Origin of the sequence: Micromonospora sp. NPDC049101 (genome assembly GCF_040648675.1) — a bacterium.
In the GTDB taxonomy this organism is placed as follows: domain Bacteria; phylum Actinomycetota; class Actinomycetes; order Mycobacteriales; family Micromonosporaceae; genus Micromonospora.
In genome coordinates, this window is the sequence record NZ_JBEZED010000029.1 from 1 (window position 1) to 20,040 (window position 20,040).

The 20,040-nt window shown below is 69.7% G+C and carries 16 protein-coding genes; 8 read left to right on the top strand and 8 right to left on the bottom strand.

Features of this window, described 5'->3' with window-relative positions; genetic code table 11:
* Positions 1 to 1,949 (bottom strand): glycoside hydrolase family 2 TIM barrel-domain containing protein (locus AB0B57_RS30025; protein ID WP_357077230.1); only part of this gene is annotated, 1,949 nt, incomplete at its 3' end.
* A 561-nt stretch (positions 1,950 to 2,510) separates the two neighbouring features.
* Between AB0B57_RS30025 and AB0B57_RS30030 the strand changes: the two genes are divergently transcribed.
* Both AB0B57_RS30030 and AB0B57_RS30035 read left to right on the top strand, forming a co-directional pair.
* Positions 2,511 to 3,641 carry a LacI family DNA-binding transcriptional regulator gene (locus tag AB0B57_RS30030; RefSeq protein ID WP_357077233.1) on the top strand — a complete coding sequence of 377 codons (1,131 nt, stop codon included), beginning with the start codon at positions 2,511 to 2,513 and terminating at the stop codon, positions 3,639 to 3,641.
* A 618-nt stretch (positions 3,642 to 4,259) separates the two neighbouring features.
* Entirely contained in the window at positions 4,260 to 5,462 is a 1,203-nt protein-coding gene (locus AB0B57_RS30035) for a peptidoglycan DD-metalloendopeptidase family protein (protein ID WP_357077236.1), read from the top strand.
* A 183-nt stretch (positions 5,463 to 5,645) separates the two neighbouring features.
* Here the strand turns inward: AB0B57_RS30035 and AB0B57_RS30040 are convergent, their stop codons facing one another.
* The 5 genes from AB0B57_RS30040 to AB0B57_RS30060 form a co-directional block, all read right to left on the bottom strand.
* Positions 5,646 to 6,155, bottom strand: a complete 510-nt coding sequence (locus AB0B57_RS30040) for a Pycsar system effector family protein (protein ID WP_357077239.1) — start codon at positions 6,153 to 6,155, stop codon at positions 5,646 to 5,648.
* A complete protein-coding gene (locus AB0B57_RS30045) occupies positions 6,152 to 6,910 on the bottom strand; it encodes a hypothetical protein (RefSeq protein WP_357077242.1) in 759 nt (252 codons plus the stop codon). The genes AB0B57_RS30040 and AB0B57_RS30045 overlap by 4 nt, the downstream gene beginning before the upstream one ends.
* Position 6,911: 1 nt before the next feature.
* Complete coding sequence (locus AB0B57_RS30050; RefSeq protein WP_357077245.1) at positions 6,912 to 8,873, bottom strand: hypothetical protein; 1,962 nt, start codon at positions 8,871 to 8,873, stop codon at positions 6,912 to 6,914.
* Between the two features lie 89 nt (positions 8,874 to 8,962).
* On the bottom strand, positions 8,963 to 9,784 hold the full coding sequence (locus tag AB0B57_RS30055) for a hypothetical protein (protein ID WP_357077248.1): 822 nt from the start codon (positions 9,782 to 9,784) through the stop codon (positions 8,963 to 8,965).
* Between the two features lie 110 nt (positions 9,785 to 9,894).
* Positions 9,895 to 10,566 carry a Crp/Fnr family transcriptional regulator gene (locus tag AB0B57_RS30060; protein ID WP_357077251.1) on the bottom strand — a complete coding sequence of 224 codons (672 nt, stop codon included), beginning with the start codon at positions 10,564 to 10,566 and terminating at the stop codon, positions 9,895 to 9,897.
* Between the two features lie 930 nt (positions 10,567 to 11,496).
* Between AB0B57_RS30060 and AB0B57_RS30065 the strand changes: the two genes are divergently transcribed.
* The 4 genes from AB0B57_RS30065 to AB0B57_RS30080 all read left to right on the top strand — a co-directional run bounded on the left by AB0B57_RS30065 (position 11,497) and on the right by AB0B57_RS30080 (position 16,683).
* Positions 11,497 to 12,204, top strand: a complete 708-nt coding sequence (locus AB0B57_RS30065; RefSeq protein ID WP_357077254.1) for an SDR family oxidoreductase — start codon at positions 11,497 to 11,499, stop codon at positions 12,202 to 12,204.
* A 1,013-nt stretch (positions 12,205 to 13,217) separates the two neighbouring features.
* Positions 13,218 to 14,036 carry an MOSC N-terminal beta barrel domain-containing protein gene (locus AB0B57_RS30070; protein WP_357077256.1) on the top strand — a complete coding sequence of 273 codons (819 nt, stop codon included), beginning with the start codon at positions 13,218 to 13,220 and terminating at the stop codon, positions 14,034 to 14,036.
* A 587-nt stretch (positions 14,037 to 14,623) separates the two neighbouring features.
* Positions 14,624 to 15,253 carry an NAD(P)H:quinone oxidoreductase type IV gene (wrbA, locus tag AB0B57_RS30075; protein WP_357077259.1) on the top strand — a complete coding sequence of 210 codons (630 nt, stop codon included), beginning with the start codon at positions 14,624 to 14,626 and terminating at the stop codon, positions 15,251 to 15,253.
* Entirely contained in the window at positions 15,250 to 16,683 is a 1,434-nt protein-coding gene (locus tag AB0B57_RS30080; RefSeq protein ID WP_357077262.1) for an MFS transporter, read from the top strand. Before wrbA ends, AB0B57_RS30080 begins: the two co-directional genes overlap by 4 nt.
* Positions 16,684 to 16,761: 78 nt before the next feature.
* Here the strand turns inward: AB0B57_RS30080 and AB0B57_RS30085 are convergent, their stop codons facing one another.
* Together AB0B57_RS30085 and AB0B57_RS30090 are read right to left on the bottom strand one after the other, a co-directional pair.
* Positions 16,762 to 17,121 carry a TcmI family type II polyketide cyclase gene (locus AB0B57_RS30085; protein ID WP_357077473.1) on the bottom strand — a complete coding sequence of 120 codons (360 nt, stop codon included), beginning with the start codon at positions 17,119 to 17,121 and terminating at the stop codon, positions 16,762 to 16,764.
* Between the two features lie 321 nt (positions 17,122 to 17,442).
* Complete coding sequence (locus AB0B57_RS30090; protein ID WP_357077266.1) at positions 17,443 to 18,030, bottom strand: NAD(P)H-dependent oxidoreductase; 588 nt, start codon at positions 18,028 to 18,030, stop codon at positions 17,443 to 17,445.
* Positions 18,031 to 18,639: 609 nt separating this feature from the next.
* Between AB0B57_RS30090 and metK the strand changes: the two genes are divergently transcribed.
* Together metK and AB0B57_RS30100 are read left to right on the top strand one after the other, a co-directional pair.
* A complete protein-coding gene (gene metK / locus AB0B57_RS30095) occupies positions 18,640 to 19,833 on the top strand; it encodes a methionine adenosyltransferase (protein ID WP_357077269.1) in 1,194 nt (397 codons plus the stop codon).
* A gap of 1 nt (position 19,834) precedes the next feature.
* Complete coding sequence (locus AB0B57_RS30100) at positions 19,835 to 20,014, top strand: hypothetical protein (protein WP_357077272.1); 180 nt, start codon at positions 19,835 to 19,837, stop codon at positions 20,012 to 20,014.
* Positions 20,015 to 20,040: the final 26 nt, after the last annotated feature.

The window sequence follows — 20,040 nt, forward strand, 5'->3', positions numbered from 1 at the left end:
CCGGAGGCGGACCAGTAGGGGAGGTCGATCGCGGCCACCGGGTTGAACGCCGCCTGCACGCGCTGGATCTGCGGGTTGCTCCACGGATCGGGCAGGTTGTCCACTCCGTAGATGGGGTGACCGCCCTCCTCCGGGGTGAAGTCGGTGGACCGCACGCCGGGCACGACGCTGGCCCAGGCGGACAGCAGCGTGTACGGACGCAGGTCGGTGGCGCCCTTGCCGCGCTTGGCAGCAGTCGCGGTGGCGAACCACTCGAAGCCCTGCTTGTTGTTGCATGCCGGCCAGATGAACTCGCCCTCGCCGTCGGGCCGCCCGTTCACGGTGACCAGGCCCTCCCCGTACCTGCCGAAGCCGTCGACGTAGTGCGGGATCACCGCGAAGTTGGCGTACGTCATCCCGGGATACAGGCTGACATTGTTGCCGACGCCCACCTCGACAATGATCGGCCGGGTGCCGTCGGCGCCGTTCATCGCCGCGTAGAGGTCCTTCTCGAACTGTTCGGAATCCTGGCCGCTCTGATTCGGCTCGTTGTTCTGACTCCAGCGGATGATCGCGGGGTGGTTGCGGTCGCGCAGGACCAGCGCACGGGCGTGGTTGATCATGTTTTCGCGCCCGACGGAGTTCTGCCACTCCTGCGAGGACTGGGAGCCGCGAATCGCGACCTCGTCGATGATCATCAGGCCCATCTCGTCGGCGACATCCAACATGTACGGGCTTCCGGGCTCCTGGTGGATGCGCACCACGTTGTAGTTCAGCCGCTGGTAGTTGTCCACCGCCTGCGGCCAGCCGCCGTTGCCGGACGACGGGGGCAGGAAGCCGGGCAGGGTGTGGTACGCGTCGCCCTTGCCTCCGTTGTTGATCCGGTCATAGTCGGCACCCTGGAGGTTGTCGCCGCGGAAGTTCACGCGCACGCCGTTGAGGTAGTAGTAGTCCCCGTTCTGGGTAGCCTCCCGGAACCCGAACCGGTACTCGGCGTCGCTCGTCCGGCCGTCGTCGGTGGCGGCATGCACCGCCAGCCCGTGCAGCTGCGCCCGGTACCCCGACCGGTACGGCACGTTGGGCCACCAGTACGAGGTGCTGTCGAGGTTCCACGCGACCGGCCCGACGGTCACGGTCGCGGTCGAGCGGGCCGCCACGGTGACCGTACGGCTGGGCAGATCCGGGTAGCTGAAAGCCGTTCCGTTGCTGGACGACAGCGACCCGGTCAACGTCACCGACCGGGCACTGCCCGACGTGTTCCGCACCGTCACGTCGTAGGTCAGCGTCTTGTTTGCCACCGACGTACGCACGAATGTGTCGCTGACGTACACCGCCGGGTACACCCGCAGGAACGCGGACCCGAAGATCCCCTGCGGGACCGCCTCGGACCACGTGGCGGCGTCGGGCACCAGATACCGGCCGTTGGATGCCTTCAACGCGCCGCGGCCCTTCACGTTCACCGTGATCGTGTGGGTGGTGCCGGGCGCCGCGTATGCGCTGATGTCGAAGTTCGACGGGGTGAACCCCGTCGTCTGGGTGGCGACCACCCGGCCGTCGACCGACAGTGTCGCCTGGTGGTTGACGGCGCCGAACTCGATCCAGGTCGACTGCGGCTGCCCCGAGTCCGGCACCGTGATGCTGCGCGAGTACACCGCCTCGTTCACGGTGGTGAAGCCCTGCTTGTACCAGCCGCCACCGGGCACCGCGATCGTGGTCGCCCCCCGACCCGCGGGCGTGAAGTTCCACGTCCCGGCCAGGTCGACCGAGGCGACCGCGGCGTTGCCGGCCGCCACACCGTCAAGTCCGGCGGCCGCGACACTCTGCGTCGCGACCGGCGCGGCCAGGGCCGATCCGGGGGTCGCCAGGGTCAGACCACCCAGCGTCATGGGCAGCGCGAGCGCCACGGTCGCGGCCAGCCCTCTGGCCAACGCCGACAATCGGCCACCCCAGTGGACGTTCGTACGATGCACGGTAACCCTCCTGTGACTCATCCGCCGGCTCCGCAACATCGGTTCGGGGCACAGCCACAAGGCCGAGACTCGAATCGATTCGACAAACCTGCCGGCGCCGCCGACCACCCGGGAAGGGTGGTTGCGGCCCAGATACATAGATATGCATTAATGGGTGCAGCGAGCGTGAAGTCAAGGCTTCAAGACGGTTACTTCCTGCTCCTGACCCCTCGCAAGCTTCGAGCTGCCGCCGATAAGTACGACCATTCCGAAGTGCCAGGGCATCGCCCTCAGGCATTCCGTGTCGCCGACCCACCGACGCGGCGCCGATCGAATAGCGAACCGGTTCGCCTCTGCGGCGCCCGGCCGCGTGACACGTCGAATGCGTGGACAGCAAACGCGGTCCTCGGCGAAGTCGGCGGGCGGCGCGGCCTGACCTGTTCGGTGCAAAACTGGAGTTAGGGTGTTGGCAGGGAACGTGCTTCGCCAGCGTCACGGGCGGGTTTCGGGCTCTTTACGGTGAGAGTCGCGTAGACATGACTGCGCAATCATACAGGACTATGCCCGGCGATGGGAGGTGCCGTGACGCGACTGGCGAGGCCGGGCGGAAGCCCTCCGACGCCGCGCAGCGTGGACGTCGCGCGGCTGGCCGGCGTCTCCCAGAAGACGGTGTCCAGGGTCCTCAACGACGAGCCGTACGTCTCGGCCGACGTGCGCCGGCGGGTCCTGGACGCCGCCGCGGAGCTCGGCTACCGGCGCAACCAGGCGGCCCGGGCGCTGGCCTCCGGGCGGACCCGGTCGATCGGCGTGGTGACGCTCGGCAGCGCCTTGTACGGGCCGGCGTCGTGGCTCATGGGCATCGAGCGGGCGGTCCGGAAGGTGGGCTACACGCTGCGGGTGGCCACCACGATCGAGGGCGACCCGGGCGGCATCGCGAGCGCCCTGGCGTCGCTGCTGGACCAGGGCGTGGACGGCGTCGTCATCTCCGAGCCGATCGACGAGGGCGTCGGCCTCATCAGCGTCGACGTGCCGGTCCTGGTCCTCGGCGCGCCGCCCACCTTCGCCGCGCCGCAGGTGGTGACCGCCAGGGTCGGCGCGGGCCGGCTCGCGCGGGCCGCGACCGAGCACCTGTTGGAGTTGGGGCACGCGACCGTCCATCACCTGGCCGGCCCGCAGCGGTGGTATTCGGCACGGGACCGTCTCGCCGGCTGGCGCGAGGCGCTGCGAGCACACGGCGCGGACGAGCCGCCGGTCGTCGAGGGCGACTGGTCGGCCGCGTCCGGCTACGCGGCGGGCCGGGAACTGGCCGGCGACGGCACCGTGACCGCGGTGTTCGCCGCGAACGACGACATGGCGATCGGTCTCATCCGCGCGCAGCTTGAGGCCGGGCGCCGCGTGCCCGAGGACATCAGCGTCGTCGGGTTCGACGACATCCCGGTCGCCGCCTACGTCACTCCCCCGCTCACCACCGTGCGGCAGCCGTTCGACGCGGCCGCGCGGCAGGGCCTCGCGCTGCTGGTACAGGTCATCGAGAAGCCGGACGTCGAGCTTCCACCGGCGGCCGACCAACCGGTCGAGCTCGTCGTCCGCGCCTCGACGGCGCCACCTCCGCCCCGGCCGATCCCGGAACGTGGCCGCCGAGCGATCCCCCCTGCCCACGGTGACCCGCACGGTCAGCCCGCCGGCAGCGAAGTCCCATCCACCCAGCCCTGATCAGCGTCGATCCGTCCACCTACGGCGGCACGTCACCCGAGGCCCGCGTCGGCCGCCGCTGACGAGCGGCGGTAGCACCCGCACGGACGCGCACCTCTCTCGATACCCCCCCCGTCCTCAGCACTCCGTTGCCCGGCGCGCCGGTCCCCCCGACGCACCCCCAGCTATGGATTGGCGGTGCCGTACCCGAGCGACAAATGCACATGTATTGTGTGCCCGGCGTTGGACGCTCCTGCGTCGTTGGACTCGTCGCACAAGGGTGGCACCGTCCGACCCGGCAGGGGACCGAATGATCAATCCTTTGACACGCTCAGCCGGTAGCCGGGCGGAGCCCGAACGGCCGGTGGCTGTGGCGCTGCGCGACGCGAGCCCGCCGCCGCAAGGCCGGTAGGGCAACCGCACCGGGGAGCGACCCCGGTTGACCGACGTTCGGCGACCGTATCGATCAGCTCGAACCCGGGCTCGACGCGCTCCAACAGCAGCGACGACCGCGCCGATACCTTCTCGACTGCCGGCTGCCGGCTGCGGACGCGGACCGGACCAACCGCCTGACCCTCGCCGCAGAACCGGTGAGACCACGTTCCGGGGCAGCGGCCCGGAACCCTGAGGAGACGAACAGTGACAACAACACGATGGCGGCGCGCGGTCGCCGCAGCCGTGTCCGCGGCAATCATGACGGTCGGCGTGATCGCCGCCGTCGCATCGCCCGTCCAGGCGGCTCACGGCACCCGCCTGTTGGGCCCTGGCGAACGACTCACCGGCGGGCAGCATCTGCTCTCCAGCAACCGGCAGCACAGGTTGGCCATGCAGACCGACGGCAACCTGGTCCTCTACCGGCCGGACGGCTCGTACTCGTGGCAGACCGACACTGATGGCCACCCGGGCGCCTACCTGGATATGCAGACCGACGGCAACCTGGTGCTGTACCGGGCCAACGGCACGTTCATCTGGCAGACCAACACGCCCGGCCGGGCCGGCGCCCGCCTCGAACTGCAGGACGACGGCAACCTCGTGCTGCTGCAGTCCGGCCGGGTGCTGTGGCAGACCGACACCTGGATCCCCAGGAGTGTCCTGTCGCCGGGTGAGCGGTTGACGCCCGGTCAGGACATGTATTCGGCGGACAGGCGCCACAAGCTGGCCATGCAGACCGACGGCAACCTGGTCCTGTACCGGCCGGGCGGCACGTACTCGTGGCAGACCGACACTGATGGCCACCCGGGCGCCTACCTGGATATGCAGACCGATGGCAACCTGGTGCTGTACCGAGCCAACAACACGTCCCTCTGGCAGACGAGCACACGCGGCCGGGCCGGAGCCCACCTCGTACTGCAGAACGACGGAAACCTCGTGCTGTACCAGGGCACCACGGCGATCTGGTACACCAACACCGTCGTGGGGCAGCACTCGCTTCCGCTGCCGCCCAGCGCCGCGCCCCGCAGCAAGTACGACGACCCGCATCATGACTACCCGGCCGTCGACATCGGGGTCCCGACGGGAACGCCGGCCCTGGCCGTGGCGAGTGGCACCGTCCAGACGTTCTACAACGCCAGCTGCGGCAATGGCGCCACGCTCACCGCGCTCGGCGCGGTCTTCACGTACTGCCACTTCTCCGCCCACCGTGTCGGGTCTGGTGTGCAGGTGTCCGCAGGTCAGCAGATTGGCGACACGGGCAACACCGGCAACTCCACCGGGCCACACCTGCATCTGGCGATCCAGGTAGGCGGCGGCCCCCGCTGCCCCCAGCCGTGGCTTCTGGCCGTGTACGACGGGGCCACGCCCCCGCCGGTGACCAGCCTGCCGACTTCGGGCTGCAGCTACTGACGAGCGGCGGCGCGAACGTCACGGCTCCCGGTCCTGGCGTTCGCGTCACCGACTCGCCCGGTGAGCCGGTGAGCTATCGGGGCAGCCCGCCGGGAGTCTCCCCCGCTTGATGGATCTTCGAGTAGCGGCTTGCCGGCCGGAGCGTGGCCAGCATCGCCCGCGCCCTCAACGACAACGGCGTCGTCAGACCAGCCCGGCCACGAGCCACGCCGACACTCCGAGCACCAGAAGTCGGATCGCCCACGTGACATAGGCGAACTTGCGACTCGCCACCATGTGCGCCGCCCAGACGTGTCCCGCCAGCATCCTGGCGGTGGCATCTTCGTCGGCTGTGGTTGCCAACCAAGCGTCGACGAATCCCTGGCTGTTGCGTCCGTAACGCTCGGCCACGTACGCGAAGTGGTGTAGAGGCTCCGACGCAGCCGCCTGTCGTCGCGGCATCAGCGTGTGCAACGCGAGGAGCGCACTCGTCGCGGCCGCTACCGCGGAAAGCACCGGGAGCACCGGCGACCAGGCCGGGCCCGTCACGGTCAGGGAGTCCTGGCCGGACCACAGGCTGCCGCCCAGAAGCCCGGCGGCTGCGAGGACCGCAGCCGCCTTCACGTCAGCGAAACGAATTGTCTCGTGTAGTTGCTGGAGGGCGTTCCAGCCCGCTTCGCTCTGCAAACAGGAGGACCGGAGCGCGCCCGTCACGACTCGACTCGGTCACTCGGGTCCCCCAGCTGCATGGCGAGGTCCGTGCGGTCGAAGCTACGGAACACCCGACCGAGCTGGCCGATTAGGTGCCTGCGCTCGTCCGCACTGAGCCCGTCGACAAACTTTCCGATGAGCACACTGATCGGGTCCTCCTCGACCTGCGGGGACGCAGTCACACGCTCATCACCGCCAAGTTGAGCGGCGATCGTATCGAAGACAGGGTCTGTCAAGGACCGAAGATCGGCCGGGTGGTGGAGATGCCAGTACATCCGAGCTATGTCCGGCCTGCCGAAGATCTCGTCACGCAGCCACCGAAGCTGACGCAGTTCGTCTCCGCGACGCTGCTTCTCCAGAGTCGCGCGTCGTTCGGCCTCCTCCCAGGCGGTGGTCACGGCAAGCGCCTCGGCAGGCACGGTGATCCGGACATGCAGATGGGTGAGGACCAGACTGGTCTGCGGCACGGCAATCTCGGTGACGCCCCTGGCATTGATTAGATCAGCCAGGTGACTCGCAACCGTGACGCGCCGGGTGGCAGCCCACCGGGCGAGGTGATCCCAGGCAAAGGCACGAACCTTGGCCTCGGCCTCCGGCTCACGTCCCCGCCACTCAACGGTCACCTCCGCCTGGAAGTTCGCGCCGGGCAGCGCGCTAGCCAGCGTGGCCTCGAACCTGTGGGACGGGGACGGAAAGGGGGGGTGCTCCTCATTCCCGGACGTCCATTCCCGGGAGAAACCCCGCAAGAGATCACGCATTTCATGCTCCTACGGTGAGTGGATCGACCTGGTGCAGGCTCTCGACGACGTGGTCACGCACGTCACGCCGATCCGGGTTGGCCACGTCGCGATCGACCGGCTGCCACGCGAACGCCAGCTTGGAGAGGCGCACGAGACGGCGGGTCCCGCCGTCCCCACGACGCACCACGTCCCCGAGGAACTCGACAATCCGAATCCGACTAGCCTCGGACAAGAGCGCCGCGTCGAGCAGACTCTCGCCGAACTCCGTACGGGCCTCATCGCCCTCGGTCTGATCGAAGAGTCCAGCCACGGCCCCGACGAGTCCGGTGCGCGACGACTCGTCATGCCAGGTCAGCAACACGGGGTGAGCCTCACTACGGGCGAGCGCTGCGAACACCGCCCACGCCGTTTTCGTACGACCACCAGGTTCACCCTCGGACCAGTTGCTAACCACCTCGACGATCCGAGGGCGTAGCCGGGGTATCTCCCAGAGCCGGCTCACCGCCGTCACGATGGCATCCCGGACCACCGGAGAATCACGGTGGGCAATGTGGCTCAGACGGGTCAGCGACACCCGGGGATAGAGCCGGGCGAGTTCACCAGAGCAGACCTCGGCGATGGTGCAGAGGGACTGGTCACTCGCACGCTCCAAGCGCGACCAGCGGTAGAGCAGGCTCCGCACGTCAGCCCCGACCTCATCGCTCATGGCAGTGGCCGTCAGGGCCTGCACCACGTGGGGCCGCAGATTCGGCCGTCCGGTCCAGCGATTCAGCCACACCAGCGGGCGGGTGTCCCGGCTCCGCAGCACGATGGCCACAAGATTCCCGACAATCCGTTCCGCCAGCCGGGTCTGCCGATAGTCGTTTCGCCGTAACGGCAGGTCCATGGCCCACTCCCACAGCTTCTTGTGGAACCAGGCAGAGCGGTCACCGTGCAGAAAGGTCAGTACTGCCGTGCCGTAGTTCGCCCGCTCGAACCGAAGCCCACCGTCCACCACCTCGGCTTTGATCTCGGTCATCAGCGTCCGTAGTCCGATTTCCGTGAGCCCGTCGGAGCGGGCGGAGGGCAGGTCACCGAGGGTCTGGCCGAGCGAGTTGACTGCGTCCAGCACCTCTGCCGGTGGCTCTCCCTCAAGCAGGGCGGCTGCGACGAGGAACAGCCGATGCCGGACACTCCTGGCTGCGCTGAACCAGTTGGCCAGGACGTCGTCCCAGTCACCGTAGGCCCCGCACACCTCCTCGACGAGCTTCGTCACGTCATGCTCGGGATGGTTACGGAGGGCCGTCACGATGATCCCGGTAAGGCGCATAGCGTCCATTACCGTGGCTCGGGTCAGCAAGTCGCCGATGGTGGGATTCCCGATGATGGAGGAAGCGTCGACAGCGTGCACTGCGCACTCGCGACGTACCACCTCCGCAAGGTCTGGGGGCGGGACCTGAAAGATGGAGACGGTCCCGACGCCGCCGGCGGCGGCCCAGACGGCTGGGGTTGCCGCGACCACCAGACTCGCGTCCAGGGTCGCCAGGTGCGCCGCGTGGGCCTGCAACCGGCGGCCCAGGTCGGGGCTCACCCGTTCCCGCTGGTCCGGCAGACATAACAGGTATGTCACCCCCCGTTCCGCTGGAAGCTCCGCCGCAGCGAACGGGCGCCCCCGCTCCTCGTCGATCAGAACTTCCTCCAATCGCCGCCCCGCCTGGCTCGACTCGTACAGCAGCGCGACCGCAGCGGTCCGCAGCCCGGAGTTGGCCGGGCCCAGCACCACCACCCATGGCTGGTCGCCGAGGACGCGGGCTGCGGCGGCCCGGTCGAGAGTGAGATCCTGGTCCTGGCTGGCCAGTCGGTAGCTGCGTGTCGCGAGTGACTGCACGACCTGCTCGACATAGGCCTGTAGCAGATGGTGCCGGCGAATGGCTTCGTTGATCAGCTTGTTCTCGATGAAGGTCTGGTGCACTCCGCCGTGCACGGTGCCGCCGGTGACCACCTGCCCGACGTTGATGCCGCTGACCGCCTCCGCGTACAGATCCTCCTCGAGCCGGTCGTCCTCGGCGAGAGTCACGGTCTCTTCGGGGCTCACGATCGGCTCCCGCGGGGGTTACCGCCGAAGGACTGGTGCATTCCGCCGTGCACGGTCCCACCCCCGACCACCTGCCCGTAGTTGGTGCCCACCGGCTGCTGCGACGGCCGGTTGGCCAGCCCTGGCGGGGACTGAGACTCAGATGCGGGTTCCGCTTCGTTCATCCGGCCCACCGGCCAAGCGCCCGACGGGGCGGGCAGGTGCAGCCACGCACGCTGCGCGAACGCCTTGCCCTCCACCCGGGCCTCCACGTCGACGAAGTGGTCCGGGTGCAGACCGGAGTAACCAGCACTGATCACATCGTGGAAGACCCGGTCCGAGACGATCATGGCAACCAGGGTGATGCGCGGTTTGGCTTCCGTGAGCGCGCTCTTGACCACCCCGGAGTCCAGTAGTCGGTGCGTCTCGTTACGTGCTGTCCCATTGCCCCCCTGCCCCACTGCCGCCGAGTCAGTCGGCAGGGGACCCACGTGCAGGCTCACCCGCAACCGCAGAGGCTCCTCCCCCGGGTGTTGGCGCCGGTGGTCGTCCAGACGATTCTGGAGCATTGCCGGAAAGGGATGGACGAGATACGGGAGTATCCGGGTGGGCAAACCCACGGCCAGGCCATCCCCGGTTGGGCCGTAGAAGTCGGGGCTCGACCACTCCGCGTCCAGCCCGGCATCCCGCATCGCGTCCCCTACGAGCCGGTGAATGGTGCGGGAGACGTTCTCGTGCGTTGAGCCGGGCAGATCTGTGAAGCCCTTGGCGTCGACCGCCAGCACCGCGCGGTACGGCGGCAGCGGGCGGGACTGCTCGAACGGGGGTGACTGCTCCATGTCGCGTTCCCTTCGCAGGCGGCCGAATGAAGGCAATCGTGTCCGGCCCGCTTGGGTAGCGCTGCCCACCACTGTGCACCGCAGAGGTGACGCGGTTATCAATCACTGGTTCATCCGGCCTGCCGGTGCAGTGCATCGACGTCGAGGATCGATACCCGCATGCGATGGGTGTCCAGCACGCCTTCGGCGCGGAGAACCCCGAGCGCGAGGACGACGGCGTTCCGGGACGCGCCGATTAGCTCTGCCAGATCCTGTTGTGGCAACTCGAAGGCGCGTTGGCCACCGGCGGCGTCAGCCGTCACGTAGAGCCGGAGCAGTGCCCGGGCTAGGCGCTGCCGTACCGGAAGGACGGCGATCTCGGTCCGCTGGACGTCAGACTGTCGGAGGCGGTTGACGGTATACCGGGCGTAGGCGGCTGTGACGGAGGGTCGTTCGATGAACCGTTTGAAGCTCGCCCCTGGGACCACCCGGACCACCATGGGGGTCAGCGTCGAAACCGTGCCGGAGCGGCGGCCACCGTCCATCACGGCCAGGTCGCCCACGACGTCGCCAGCCCCGCGAATCGTCAGGATCGCGCTCTTACCCGCTGCTTCGCCCCGAACTACCTTGACCGCGCCGCTGAGGATCACGTAAGCGTGCTCCCCCTCGTCGCCCTGTCGGAATAACGGGTAGTCGGCGGCCATGAGGCACCGGGAACCGAGCGAGCACATCGCGGCCCAGTCGGTCGTCGAAAGAAAGGAAGCGAGACCGCCACTGCTGGCGAACAGGTCGTCAACGTCCACGCACAGAAGGTAACGATTAGATTCCCTCCGGCCTACCCTCAAGCCGGACCCCGCCCAGAACTGCAGCACCACGCTGAGACGGCGCCGAATTTCCGGGGGACTGAGCGGAGGTGGTCAGCCGCCGGCACCGAGGGCGGCAACTGGCTGACCCGGGCGGCGAGCGGCAGCGACGGCGGCGTTCATTGCCGACTCCCGTTAGGTGCGTGTGCGGGTCGGCGAGCAGGCGTACGACGGTGTTGACGGGATGCACGACGAGCAGGCCGTGCGGGACGATGGCGGCGAGCAGCACGGGTTGGCCAGGCGCGATGCGGCACATGTGCCGGGCATTCGCCGGCAAGGGTAGGTCACCACGGCTGCCCACCTGGTGGCGGCCGTCGCCGGCCGAGCGGATGACGAGCATGCCGTGGCGCGGCTGAATGTCTAGGCGATGGTGCGGGCGCCACCCCAGCGCGTAGGAGGTGTTGCGCGCTCACCCGGCCACAGCGGGCCGGAAGAGCCATGCCCAGCACCAGGCTGGCGTCGGTGATCGCCGGTGGGCAGACTCGGGCCACCGCTATGCAGTGACGCGGCCTCCCTCCATGGCGTGCCGACAAGCAGGCCGTCCACTACGAAGCCACCATCCAACTCGCCGCCATCGACGAATGGCTGTGACGGACTTCATCACATGCCCCAGACCTGGGCACCGTTCCAGTGCAGGTCGCCGTCGAGCCAGTTGTCGAACGGCTCGGTCACCGGCGGCGCGATCCCTTCGTGCCTCGGAAGCTCGGCTGGGGTCGCGCTTCCCCCTTTGTACCCGCCGGCGGTCCGCCCGACTGGGCGTTACCGGCCGCACCCGGGTCGCCGAGCGCCGAGCGCCGCCGACACGGGCGAGCGTGATTCACCTCGCACAAGTTTGCCCATGACGTCAACGTGAGGTTTTAGCCTGGCGATATGCAAATCAACGGCTCAACAGCTCTCGTGACCGGAGCTAACCGCGGCCTCGGCAAGGCCTTCGCCGAGGCCCTCCTCGCCCGGGGCGCCACCGTCTATGCGACCGCCCGTCGCCTGGAAAGCATCGACATCCCCGGTGCCATCGCGCTCCAGCTGGACATCACGGATCCCGCGTCCATCGAGGCCGCCGCAGGCAAGGTGGGCGACCTCGACATCCTCATCAACAACGCCGGCACCTCCACTGAAGCCCCGCTGCTCGGCCCCTCCACGGAGAACATCCGCCGCGACCTCGACACCAACTTCTGGGGCACTCTCAACGTCACCCGCGCCTTCGCGCCCAAGCTGGCCGGTGGCGCCATCCTCAACGTCATCTCGGCGCTGAGCTGGTACACCTTCAGCCCCGGCAGCAACGGCTACGCCGCCTCCAAGGCCGCGGAGTGGTCCCTGACGAACGGCATCCGACTCGAGTTGGCCGACCAGAAGACTCTGGTCACCGCCCTGGCGCTGGCGATCGCCGACACGGACATGATGGCTGGCATCGACATCCCCAAGCTCCCGCCCCACGAGGTGGTCGCCCAGGCCCTCGACGGACTGGAAGCAGGCAAGATCGAAGTCATCGCTGACAAGCCCACCGCCAACGTCAAGGCCTCCCTCTCCCGCGATCCCGCCGACTTCTACGCCGACATCACCGGCAACCTCTTCGCCTGACTTCACCGGTAATCCGCCTGCCGGAGTAAGCGGCTTGGTCAACGGGCGCACGCCCGGCGGGCGGACCCGGATTCTCATGAAGCCGGGCCTCCGCCTGACCGCCGCAGAGATGCGGACGTCGAGCGAAACCCTGAAGATCGTGATCGACTTCGTGGTCTTGGGGCTGGCGCCGCCAAGGTGCGACCGAGGGCTCCCGGAGGTCACTGGTCCGGTGCGGTGTGTCCGGGCGTCGGGATCACGTCGAGCGCGGCCATGGTCTCGCCGGTCCAGGGTGATCGCGCTCGCGGACAGGTTCTCGTCTAGGTGCCGAATGTCGGCCGTGCCCGGGATCAGCAGAGTCGACGCGGAATCACGAGAAGGTCGCCGAGCACCGCAAGCCGTTGATCCACGGCTTGGACTTCACGCCGCGGCGCTCGTTGGTAGATCCTCGCCAGTTGAAGCCCTCGAGGTCGGCAGCTTGTCCGCTTCCGCTGGCAGAACCGCGACGAATGATGGTCGGCACCCGACCGCCCAGGCGTCGGCCCCGCAGCAGATCCGGCTATCTGCGAGGTGCGAGTTTCAAGACGTACGGCGGTTGGTTGCTTTGTGTGGGTATCTCAGGCTGAGCCACCTGGAGCATCAGGCAACGAAAACCAAAGGCCCTCGACCACCTCGCGTAGGCAACCCTCGCGGGCAAGGCGGATACCCGCCTCGACGATGTCCTCATGGTTGTAGTCGTCATCGGCGGCGTCGTCGAGGAACCAGCGAATGCGCCAGGCGTCGATTGCTTCGACCGCGCGCCCGAGGACGGGATCGGTCGTCGATGGTCGCCGCCCGTGCGGCGACGAGACTCGGCGGCCCGAGATCCGCGCTGCGCCAGGCGTGTCTGGAGCAGCGAGAGGTGACCACTTCGGATGTCACTGGGAGGTCACGCTGCACCGATCGATCTCCATCACCGCAGGTCAGAGCTCCTCGTCTCTGTCCGGCACCGGTGAGCACCTCGGTGCTCACGGCGGTAAGGCAGCATAATCGTCATGCAGACGGTTGTCGCCCTCCGGCGCTACCCGCTCAAGAGCGCCCGGGGTGAGGCTCTCGAGGCGGCTGATGTCGAGTCGACCGGTCTGCGCGGCGATCGGACGTGGGCCTGCATCGACTGCCTGGATGGGACAGTCGGCAGTGCCAAACACCCCCGACGATGGGGTCGCCTGTTCGATGTCGGTACGACAATGCGGGATGACGGCCCGGAGACGACGTTGACGCTGCATGTCGACGGCACGTCGCTGCGAGCCGGAAGCGCCGCGGCAGATTCGACACTCAGCAAGCACCTCGGCCGGCCGGTGCGGCTAAGCCGGGAGCTGCCGCCCAACGCGAGGCTGCACCGGACGTTGCCTGATGAGGTCGGCATGGTGCCGGATTGGATGGGCGGTGCCCGGCCCGGTCAGGAAACGATCACGGCGATCGCGGGCGCGGAGCGGGTCGGCCGGTTCGTCGACTTCGGCGCCGTTCATATTGTGACCACTGGTGCGCTGTCTTTGCTGGGTGAGCGCATGGGAGGTATCAGTGTGGACGCAGAGCGGTTTCGCCCGAACCTGGTCATCGACGCACCGCGTGACCCCGAACCGGGGCAGGAACTACGCCTGGGCGATGTCGTGCTCCGGGTGGTCCTGCCCACTCCGAGGTGCGTCATTCCCGGGCTCCCCCAGGCCGAACTGCCGGCCGACCTCTCGGTGCTGAGCGCCCTGGCCCGGCACTACCGCATCCCGGTGGCCGGGCTGGGGCGTGCGGCCTGCTTCGGGACCTATGCCGATGTTGTCCAGCCAGGCCGGCTCCGACTGGGGCAGTCCGTTCACTAAGCAGCCGACCCTCCTGGACACCGCACCAGCCTGGTGGTCACCATCGCCCGAGACCCCGTCGGCGAACGCCGCGACCAACTCGCCGCGAAGAAGCCCGAGGTCATCGGCGAGACCCACCCTGGCGCCTCTGCCGTCATCGTCGAGAGCCCGATGCCGGACAACACCACCGCCCAGGCCCCCAGCTCGCCGAGTCGGCAGGGCTGTCTCGCTAACGGTGTTTCCGGCCTGAAGCCACCCGAGAGCAGATACTTCCGTACGTTCGTCGCCAACGGCTGCTTGCTGGACAGATCTTCGAGGAGTTCCCACCTAAGGTCGCTGCAACGAGCCGGTGTTGCGACGACTCCTTGAACCTCAGTTGACAGCCGCGGTCGCAGTGGAACACCAGCCCGGCCGGCGGGCGGCGCCGCACGAGGGCATCGGTGCGGGCGGCGTCGGTCAGATCGGTGCGCAGGTGCTCGGCGACCGCCCAGCCCACGGCCCGGCACGTGTCCGACACCGCGCGAACCAACCGGGTCGGCCGCGTTGATGATGCCCGATACGGCCGATAAGCTAAGCCGGCTAAACAAAGCGATCAGTAAGGAGTTACTGTGCCGCTCGCAACCCAGGTCAAGGTCGCCGTCGTCTACTACAGCGCCTCGGGCACGGTGCGCCGGCTCGCCGAGGCCATGGTGGACGGGGCCGAGAAGGTGGGGGCGGAGGTGCGGTTGCTGCGCGCTCCCGAGACCGCGCCGCCCGAGGCGATCGCCACCCGCCCCGACTGGCAGGCCAACCTCGCCGAGACCGACCACCTGCCCCCGCCCACGCCGGACGACCTGCGGTGGGCCGACGCCATCGCCATCGGCTGCCCGACTCGCTTCGGCAACCTCGCCACCCCGATCTCGGCCTTCCTGGAGAAGGCCGGCGGCCTCTGGTTCGGCGACGAGCTGGTCGACAAGTGCGTCGGTGGCTTCACCAGCGCCAGCACCGTGCACGGTGGGCACGAGAGCACCCTGTTGGCGCTCACCCACACCTTCCACCACTGGGCGGCCATCATCGTGCCGCCCGGGTACGCCGGAGAGACCCTGCGGGGCGCCGGCAACCCGTACGGCGTCTCCGCCTACGCCCGCTACGGGCAGGTGGCGCCGCGCGACGACGAGTTGGACGCCGCGCGCGCGTACGGCGCCCGCCTGGCCACCGCCGCCGGGCACTTCGTGGCCGGACGGCAGGCCGCGGCATGACGGCCTCCGCGGCGGTCAACGGGCCCACCGCCGCCGCTCCGGAGCCCCGCGACCGGTGGGGCGCCGTGGTCGCGTGCGGGCTCGCCGTGTTCATCACGGCCGTCGACCTCAACGTGGTGGGCGTCGCCCTGCCGACGCTGGGCCGGCAGTTCGACGCGTCCCCGTCGGCGATGCAGTGGGTGATCCTGGCCTACGCGCTGCCCATGGTGGCCTTCATCCTCCCCGCCGGGCGGTGGGGCGACGGTGTCGACAAGCGGAAGGCGTTCGTGCTCGCGGTGGCCGGCTTCGGCCTCGCGAGCATCCTGGTGGCCACCTCCCGGTCCCTGGAGATGATGGTTGCCGCGCGGGTCGTGCAGGCGCTCTTCGGCGCGCTCATCTCCGCGCTGGTGCTCGCGACGATCGCGATCTCGGTGCGCCCGGCGACGATGGGCCGCGCGATGGGCGTGGCCGCGTCCCTCGGCCCGCTGGGTGGCGCCATCGGCCCGGCCGGCGGCGGTCTGCTGATCGACTGGGCCGGTTGGCAGTGGGTCTTCCTGATCAACGTGCCGGTCTGCCTGGTCGCCGGCTGGCTCGCGTGGACCGCGGTGCCCGCCTCCGACGCCCGGCTACGGCCGCCGCGGGCTCGCTGGCTGGTCGACGCCGCGCTGCTCGGCATCGCCGGTGCCGCGCTCGTGCTGGGCTTGCAGGAGTTCGGTCGGCTCGGCGCCGGTCTCGCGGTGGGCGCGGTGCTGCTGGTGGCCTCCGTCGTGGCCGGGGCGCTCTGGCTGCGCCGCCGCGACGCCCGGCCGGTGGTGCAACTGCTGCGCAACCGGATGGTCAACCGGTGGATGCTCGGCCTGTTCTTCGCGGCGACGCTGAACGGCGTGCTCACGTTCCTCACCCCGTTCCTGCTGACCAGGGGCATCGGCGCCTCCACCAGCGTCACCGGGTTCACCATCCTGGCGCTGTCCGCCGGCATGGTGGTGTTCGCGCCGCTGGGCGGGACACTTACCGACCGCTGGGGCGCCCATCCGATGGCGGTGCTCGGCGCGCTCCTCCTGCTGGCCGGCGCCGTGCTGATGCTGCCCGCCGGTCCGACGTGGGGCGTGGGGGACGTGGCCTGGCGGCTCGCCCTGGTCGGGGCGGGCACCGGCCTGATCGCCAGCTCGACCCAGACCGCGGTGATGACCTCCACGCCGCCGCAGCTCGGTGCCACCGCCGGTGCGCTCTCCGCCCTCGTGCTCAACCTGGGCTTCGCGGTCGGTCCGGCGGCCAGCGCGCTGGCCTGGCAACTGGTCGACACCGATATCGCCCGCACCACGCCCGCCTACGCGGTCGGGGCGGTCGCCGCCGTGCTGACCGTCCTCGCCCTGCTCGCCGCACCCCGGCGCTCCGCGTCGGTGCCCGGGCCGGGCGCGGGCCCGTCGGCCCCGGAGGCAGCCGGCGCCTGAGGCCCGCCGCTGCACCCGCCCGTGCCCCGACCGACGTCGGTCGGGGCACGGGCATGACGTGACAGCGCCGGTACGGCGTCAGTGGCGCAGCTCCCGCGCCATCGCGTCGGCCGGCCCGCGCCAGGTCGACGGATCGTACGGGGCGACGTACTCGGCCAGCCCCTCGTTGACCGAGCGGAACTCCGGGTGGTCCCGGTGCCGCGCGACCAGTGGTGCCACCGGCTGCTCGGCCTCGATGTAGTGCAGGTACAGCGATCCCACCCGCAGCAGGCTGCGACTGGTCACGGTGACGAGAGCGGGTAGCTCGCCGGCGTCGGACTCGGCGAACAAGTCCGCGACCTTCTCCTCCGCGCCTTCGGCCACCCGGGCAACGATGAGACTGCGGTGCCGGCCTGCGGAGCGCTCGGCGGACTGGTAGCGGTAGAACTCGTGGGCCACGGTCCCCGCCGCGCCCTCGCCGTAGGGGACGGCCAGGCCGGCGAGCGCGGTCCGCAGGGCGTCCACCTCGCCGTCGAGGTCCGGCGGGGCGTCGGCGGCGGGCGGGCCGTCGCGGTCCACCAGGTCGATGAGCAGGTCGTGGAAGGCGTACCAGACGCCCTGGTCGATTCCGGCGCGCGGCGGCAGCGGGGCGGCGGGCGGCGGGATCGCGACCGACGGGTCGGTGGCACGGCGGCGAAGGACGAACGCGATTCTGGGCATCGGACTCCTCACGTAGGACGCGGGTGCTGCCGGGCCGGCCGGGCGACCAGCCCGGCCGGGTCAGCCGATCGGCACGGGCACGAGACGGAGTCGACCCGCCACCGAGGCGAGCCGGCCGCCGAGGACCCGGGCGGCACCAACCGTGTCCGTGTCCACCTCCCCCAGGCGGTTGCTGCGCGCCGAAGCGCCGTACGGGTTGCCGCCCGCCGCCCGCTGCACGGGGTCGACGTAGCCGGCCGAGACGATGAGCCCACCCCAGTGGTAGACCGACTGGTAGAGGGCCAGCAGAGTGGCCTCCTGGCCACCGTGCGTGGAGGCGGCGGCGGTGAAACCGGTGACAGCCTTGTCGGTCAGACCGCCCTCGGCCCACAGCGGGTGCGTGCCGTCGATGAAGCGCTTGAGTTCGGCCGCGACGTTGCCGAACCGGGCCGGGGTGCCCAGGGCGATGCCGTCGGCCCACGCGAGGTCGCCGTTGCTGGGCGGCGACGCGTCCAGCGGCTCGGTGTCCGGGTCGAAGCCGGGCACCTGGCGCACCCGCACCTCGGCACCGGCCTGCCGGGCACCGTCGGCCACCCCCTCTGCCAGGTGTCGCACGGTGCCCGAGGAACTGTAGTAGATGACAGCGATGCGGACAGGGCGTTCGGTCACGGCCTGGTTCCTCTCCTCGACGTCGGCGTCGGCCGACTGCGACCATTCCCATCGACGATCCGACGTCACCGGCGCGGTGCCGAACAGATACGAGACGGGACCGTAGAACAATTATCAAAAAGGTCGGACGACGTTCGGGAAAAATAGTGGCACACGTTTCCTCCCCCGGCGCCGACAGCGTCTCGCAGGGCACCTGCGGGACGCAACGGTCGGAACGGCGCCCCACCCCGCGCAGCTCATAGGGCAGACGGGTCGCTTCCGAGGTCGAAGATAACGCACCGGAGCGGGCCCGCGTAAGTGCCTCATCCGGGCTTTGGCACGACGTTATCCAGAACGATGCGGCTCGTAATACCGCAGAGCAGCGATTCGACCGATCGTACCGCCGAGCGCCTTTACTTAATCGTCGTTCGCGAATATGCTGCGGCGATCAAAGAACCGCGCACGACCGTCCAATTGTGTACCGGCGCAGGGCGGGCGGGTGCCGGCGGCACCCGCCCGGCGCGGACCAGACCGGCCGACCCCGGGGCGCAACGAGGCACCCCGCCGGTTCCGACGGCACCGCCGCCCGACCACCCGCCGACCCGTGCCATCACGCTCCGAGGGGGACCAGTGGGTCAACACCTGTTCACATCCGAGTCGGTGACGGAAGGGCATCCCGACAAGATCGCCGACCAGATCAGCGACGTCCTGCTCGACGCCATGCTGGCCGCAGACCCGGCCAGCCGGGTCGCCGTGGAGACACTCGTCACGACTGGACAGGTCCACGTGGCCGGCGAGGTGAGCAGCCGCGCCCGCGTCGACGTGGCCGCGCTGGTTCGGGAACGCATTCTCGCCATCGGGTACGACTCGTCCGCCAAGGGCTTCGACGGCGCCTCCTGCGGCGTCTCGGTCTCGCTCGACGTGCAGTCACCGCACATCGCCCAGGGTGTCGACCTAGCCCTGGAGGCCCGCGAGGGTGACCTGCTGGACGACGCCGACCGGCAGGGTGCCGGTGACCAGGGGCTGATGTTCGGTTACGCCTGCGCCGAAACGCCGGAGCTGATGCCGCTGCCGATCGCCGCCGCACACCGGCTCGCCCGCCGGCTGACCGACGTCCGCCGCGACGGCGCCGTGCCGTACCTGCGACCGGACGGCAAGACCCAGGTGACCGTGGAGTACGACGGCAACCGCCCGGTCCGGCTGGACACCATCGTCATCTCCACCCAACACGCGGCCGGCATCGACCTGGACGGCATGCTGGCACCCGACATCCGGGAGCACGTGGTCGACCCCGTCCTGGCGACCCTGGACCTGGACACCCGGGACTACCGGTTGCTTGTCAACCCGACCGGCCGCTTCGAGATCGGCGGGCCGATGGGCGACGCCGGGCTGACCGGCCGAAAGATCATCGTCGACACCTACGGCGGGATGGCCCGCCACGGCGGCGGCGCCTTCTCTGGCAAGGACCCGTCGAAGGTCGACCGCTCGGCGGCGTACGCGCTGCGCTGGGTGGCCAAGAACGTCGTCGCCGCGGGCCTGGCCAGCCGGTGCGAGTTGCAGGTGGCGTACGCGATCGGCAAGGCACGGCCGGTCAGCCTCGCCGTCGAGTGCCACGGCACCAACACCGTGCCGGTGGACCGGATCACCGCCGCCGTCGACGAGGTCTTCGACCTGCGCCCGGCCGCGATCATCCGGGACCTGGACCTGCTGCGGCCGATCTACGCCGACACCGCCGCGTACGGACACTTCGGCTGGGAGACGCCGGAGCGCACCTGGGAGGCCACCGACCGGGCGGCCAAGCTGCGACAGATGGTGGGCGTCTGAGATGGCGGCGACCCCGTCACTGGGCGCACGGCTGCGTCGCGTGGCTCGCCTCGTCGGCCGTCACCTCTGGCTCGGCCTGATCGAGGTCGGGCGGTCCGCCGGTGCCCCCGAGGTGCCCAGCGTCTACCCGCCGGCGATCAAGCAGCCGCGCTCCGACCGGACACCCTCGCCGCGGTCCTGAACCCGCATCCTCCCCAGGAGTGCCCT

Excerpts from the sequence above, each read along its gene's own strand:
- AB0B57_RS30100 (WP_357077272.1), top strand. The coding sequence starts at position 19,835 with ATGGCGGCGACCCCGTCACTGGGCGCACGGCTGCGTCGCGTGGCTCGC.
- AB0B57_RS30045 (WP_357077242.1), bottom strand. The coding sequence starts at position 6,910 with ATGCGTGATCTCTTGCGGGGTTTCTCCCGGGAATGGACGTCCGGGAAT.
- AB0B57_RS30080 (WP_357077262.1), top strand. The coding sequence starts at position 15,250 with ATGACGGCCTCCGCGGCGGTCAACGGGCCCACCGCCGCCGCTCCGGAG.
- AB0B57_RS30055 (WP_357077248.1), bottom strand. The coding sequence starts at position 9,784 with ATGGAGCAGTCACCCCCGTTCGAGCAGTCCCGCCCGCTGCCGCCGTAC.
- AB0B57_RS30065 (WP_357077254.1), top strand. The coding sequence starts at position 11,497 with ATGCAAATCAACGGCTCAACAGCTCTCGTGACCGGAGCTAACCGCGGC.
- AB0B57_RS30070 (WP_357077256.1), top strand. The coding sequence starts at position 13,218 with ATGCAGACGGTTGTCGCCCTCCGGCGCTACCCGCTCAAGAGCGCCCGG.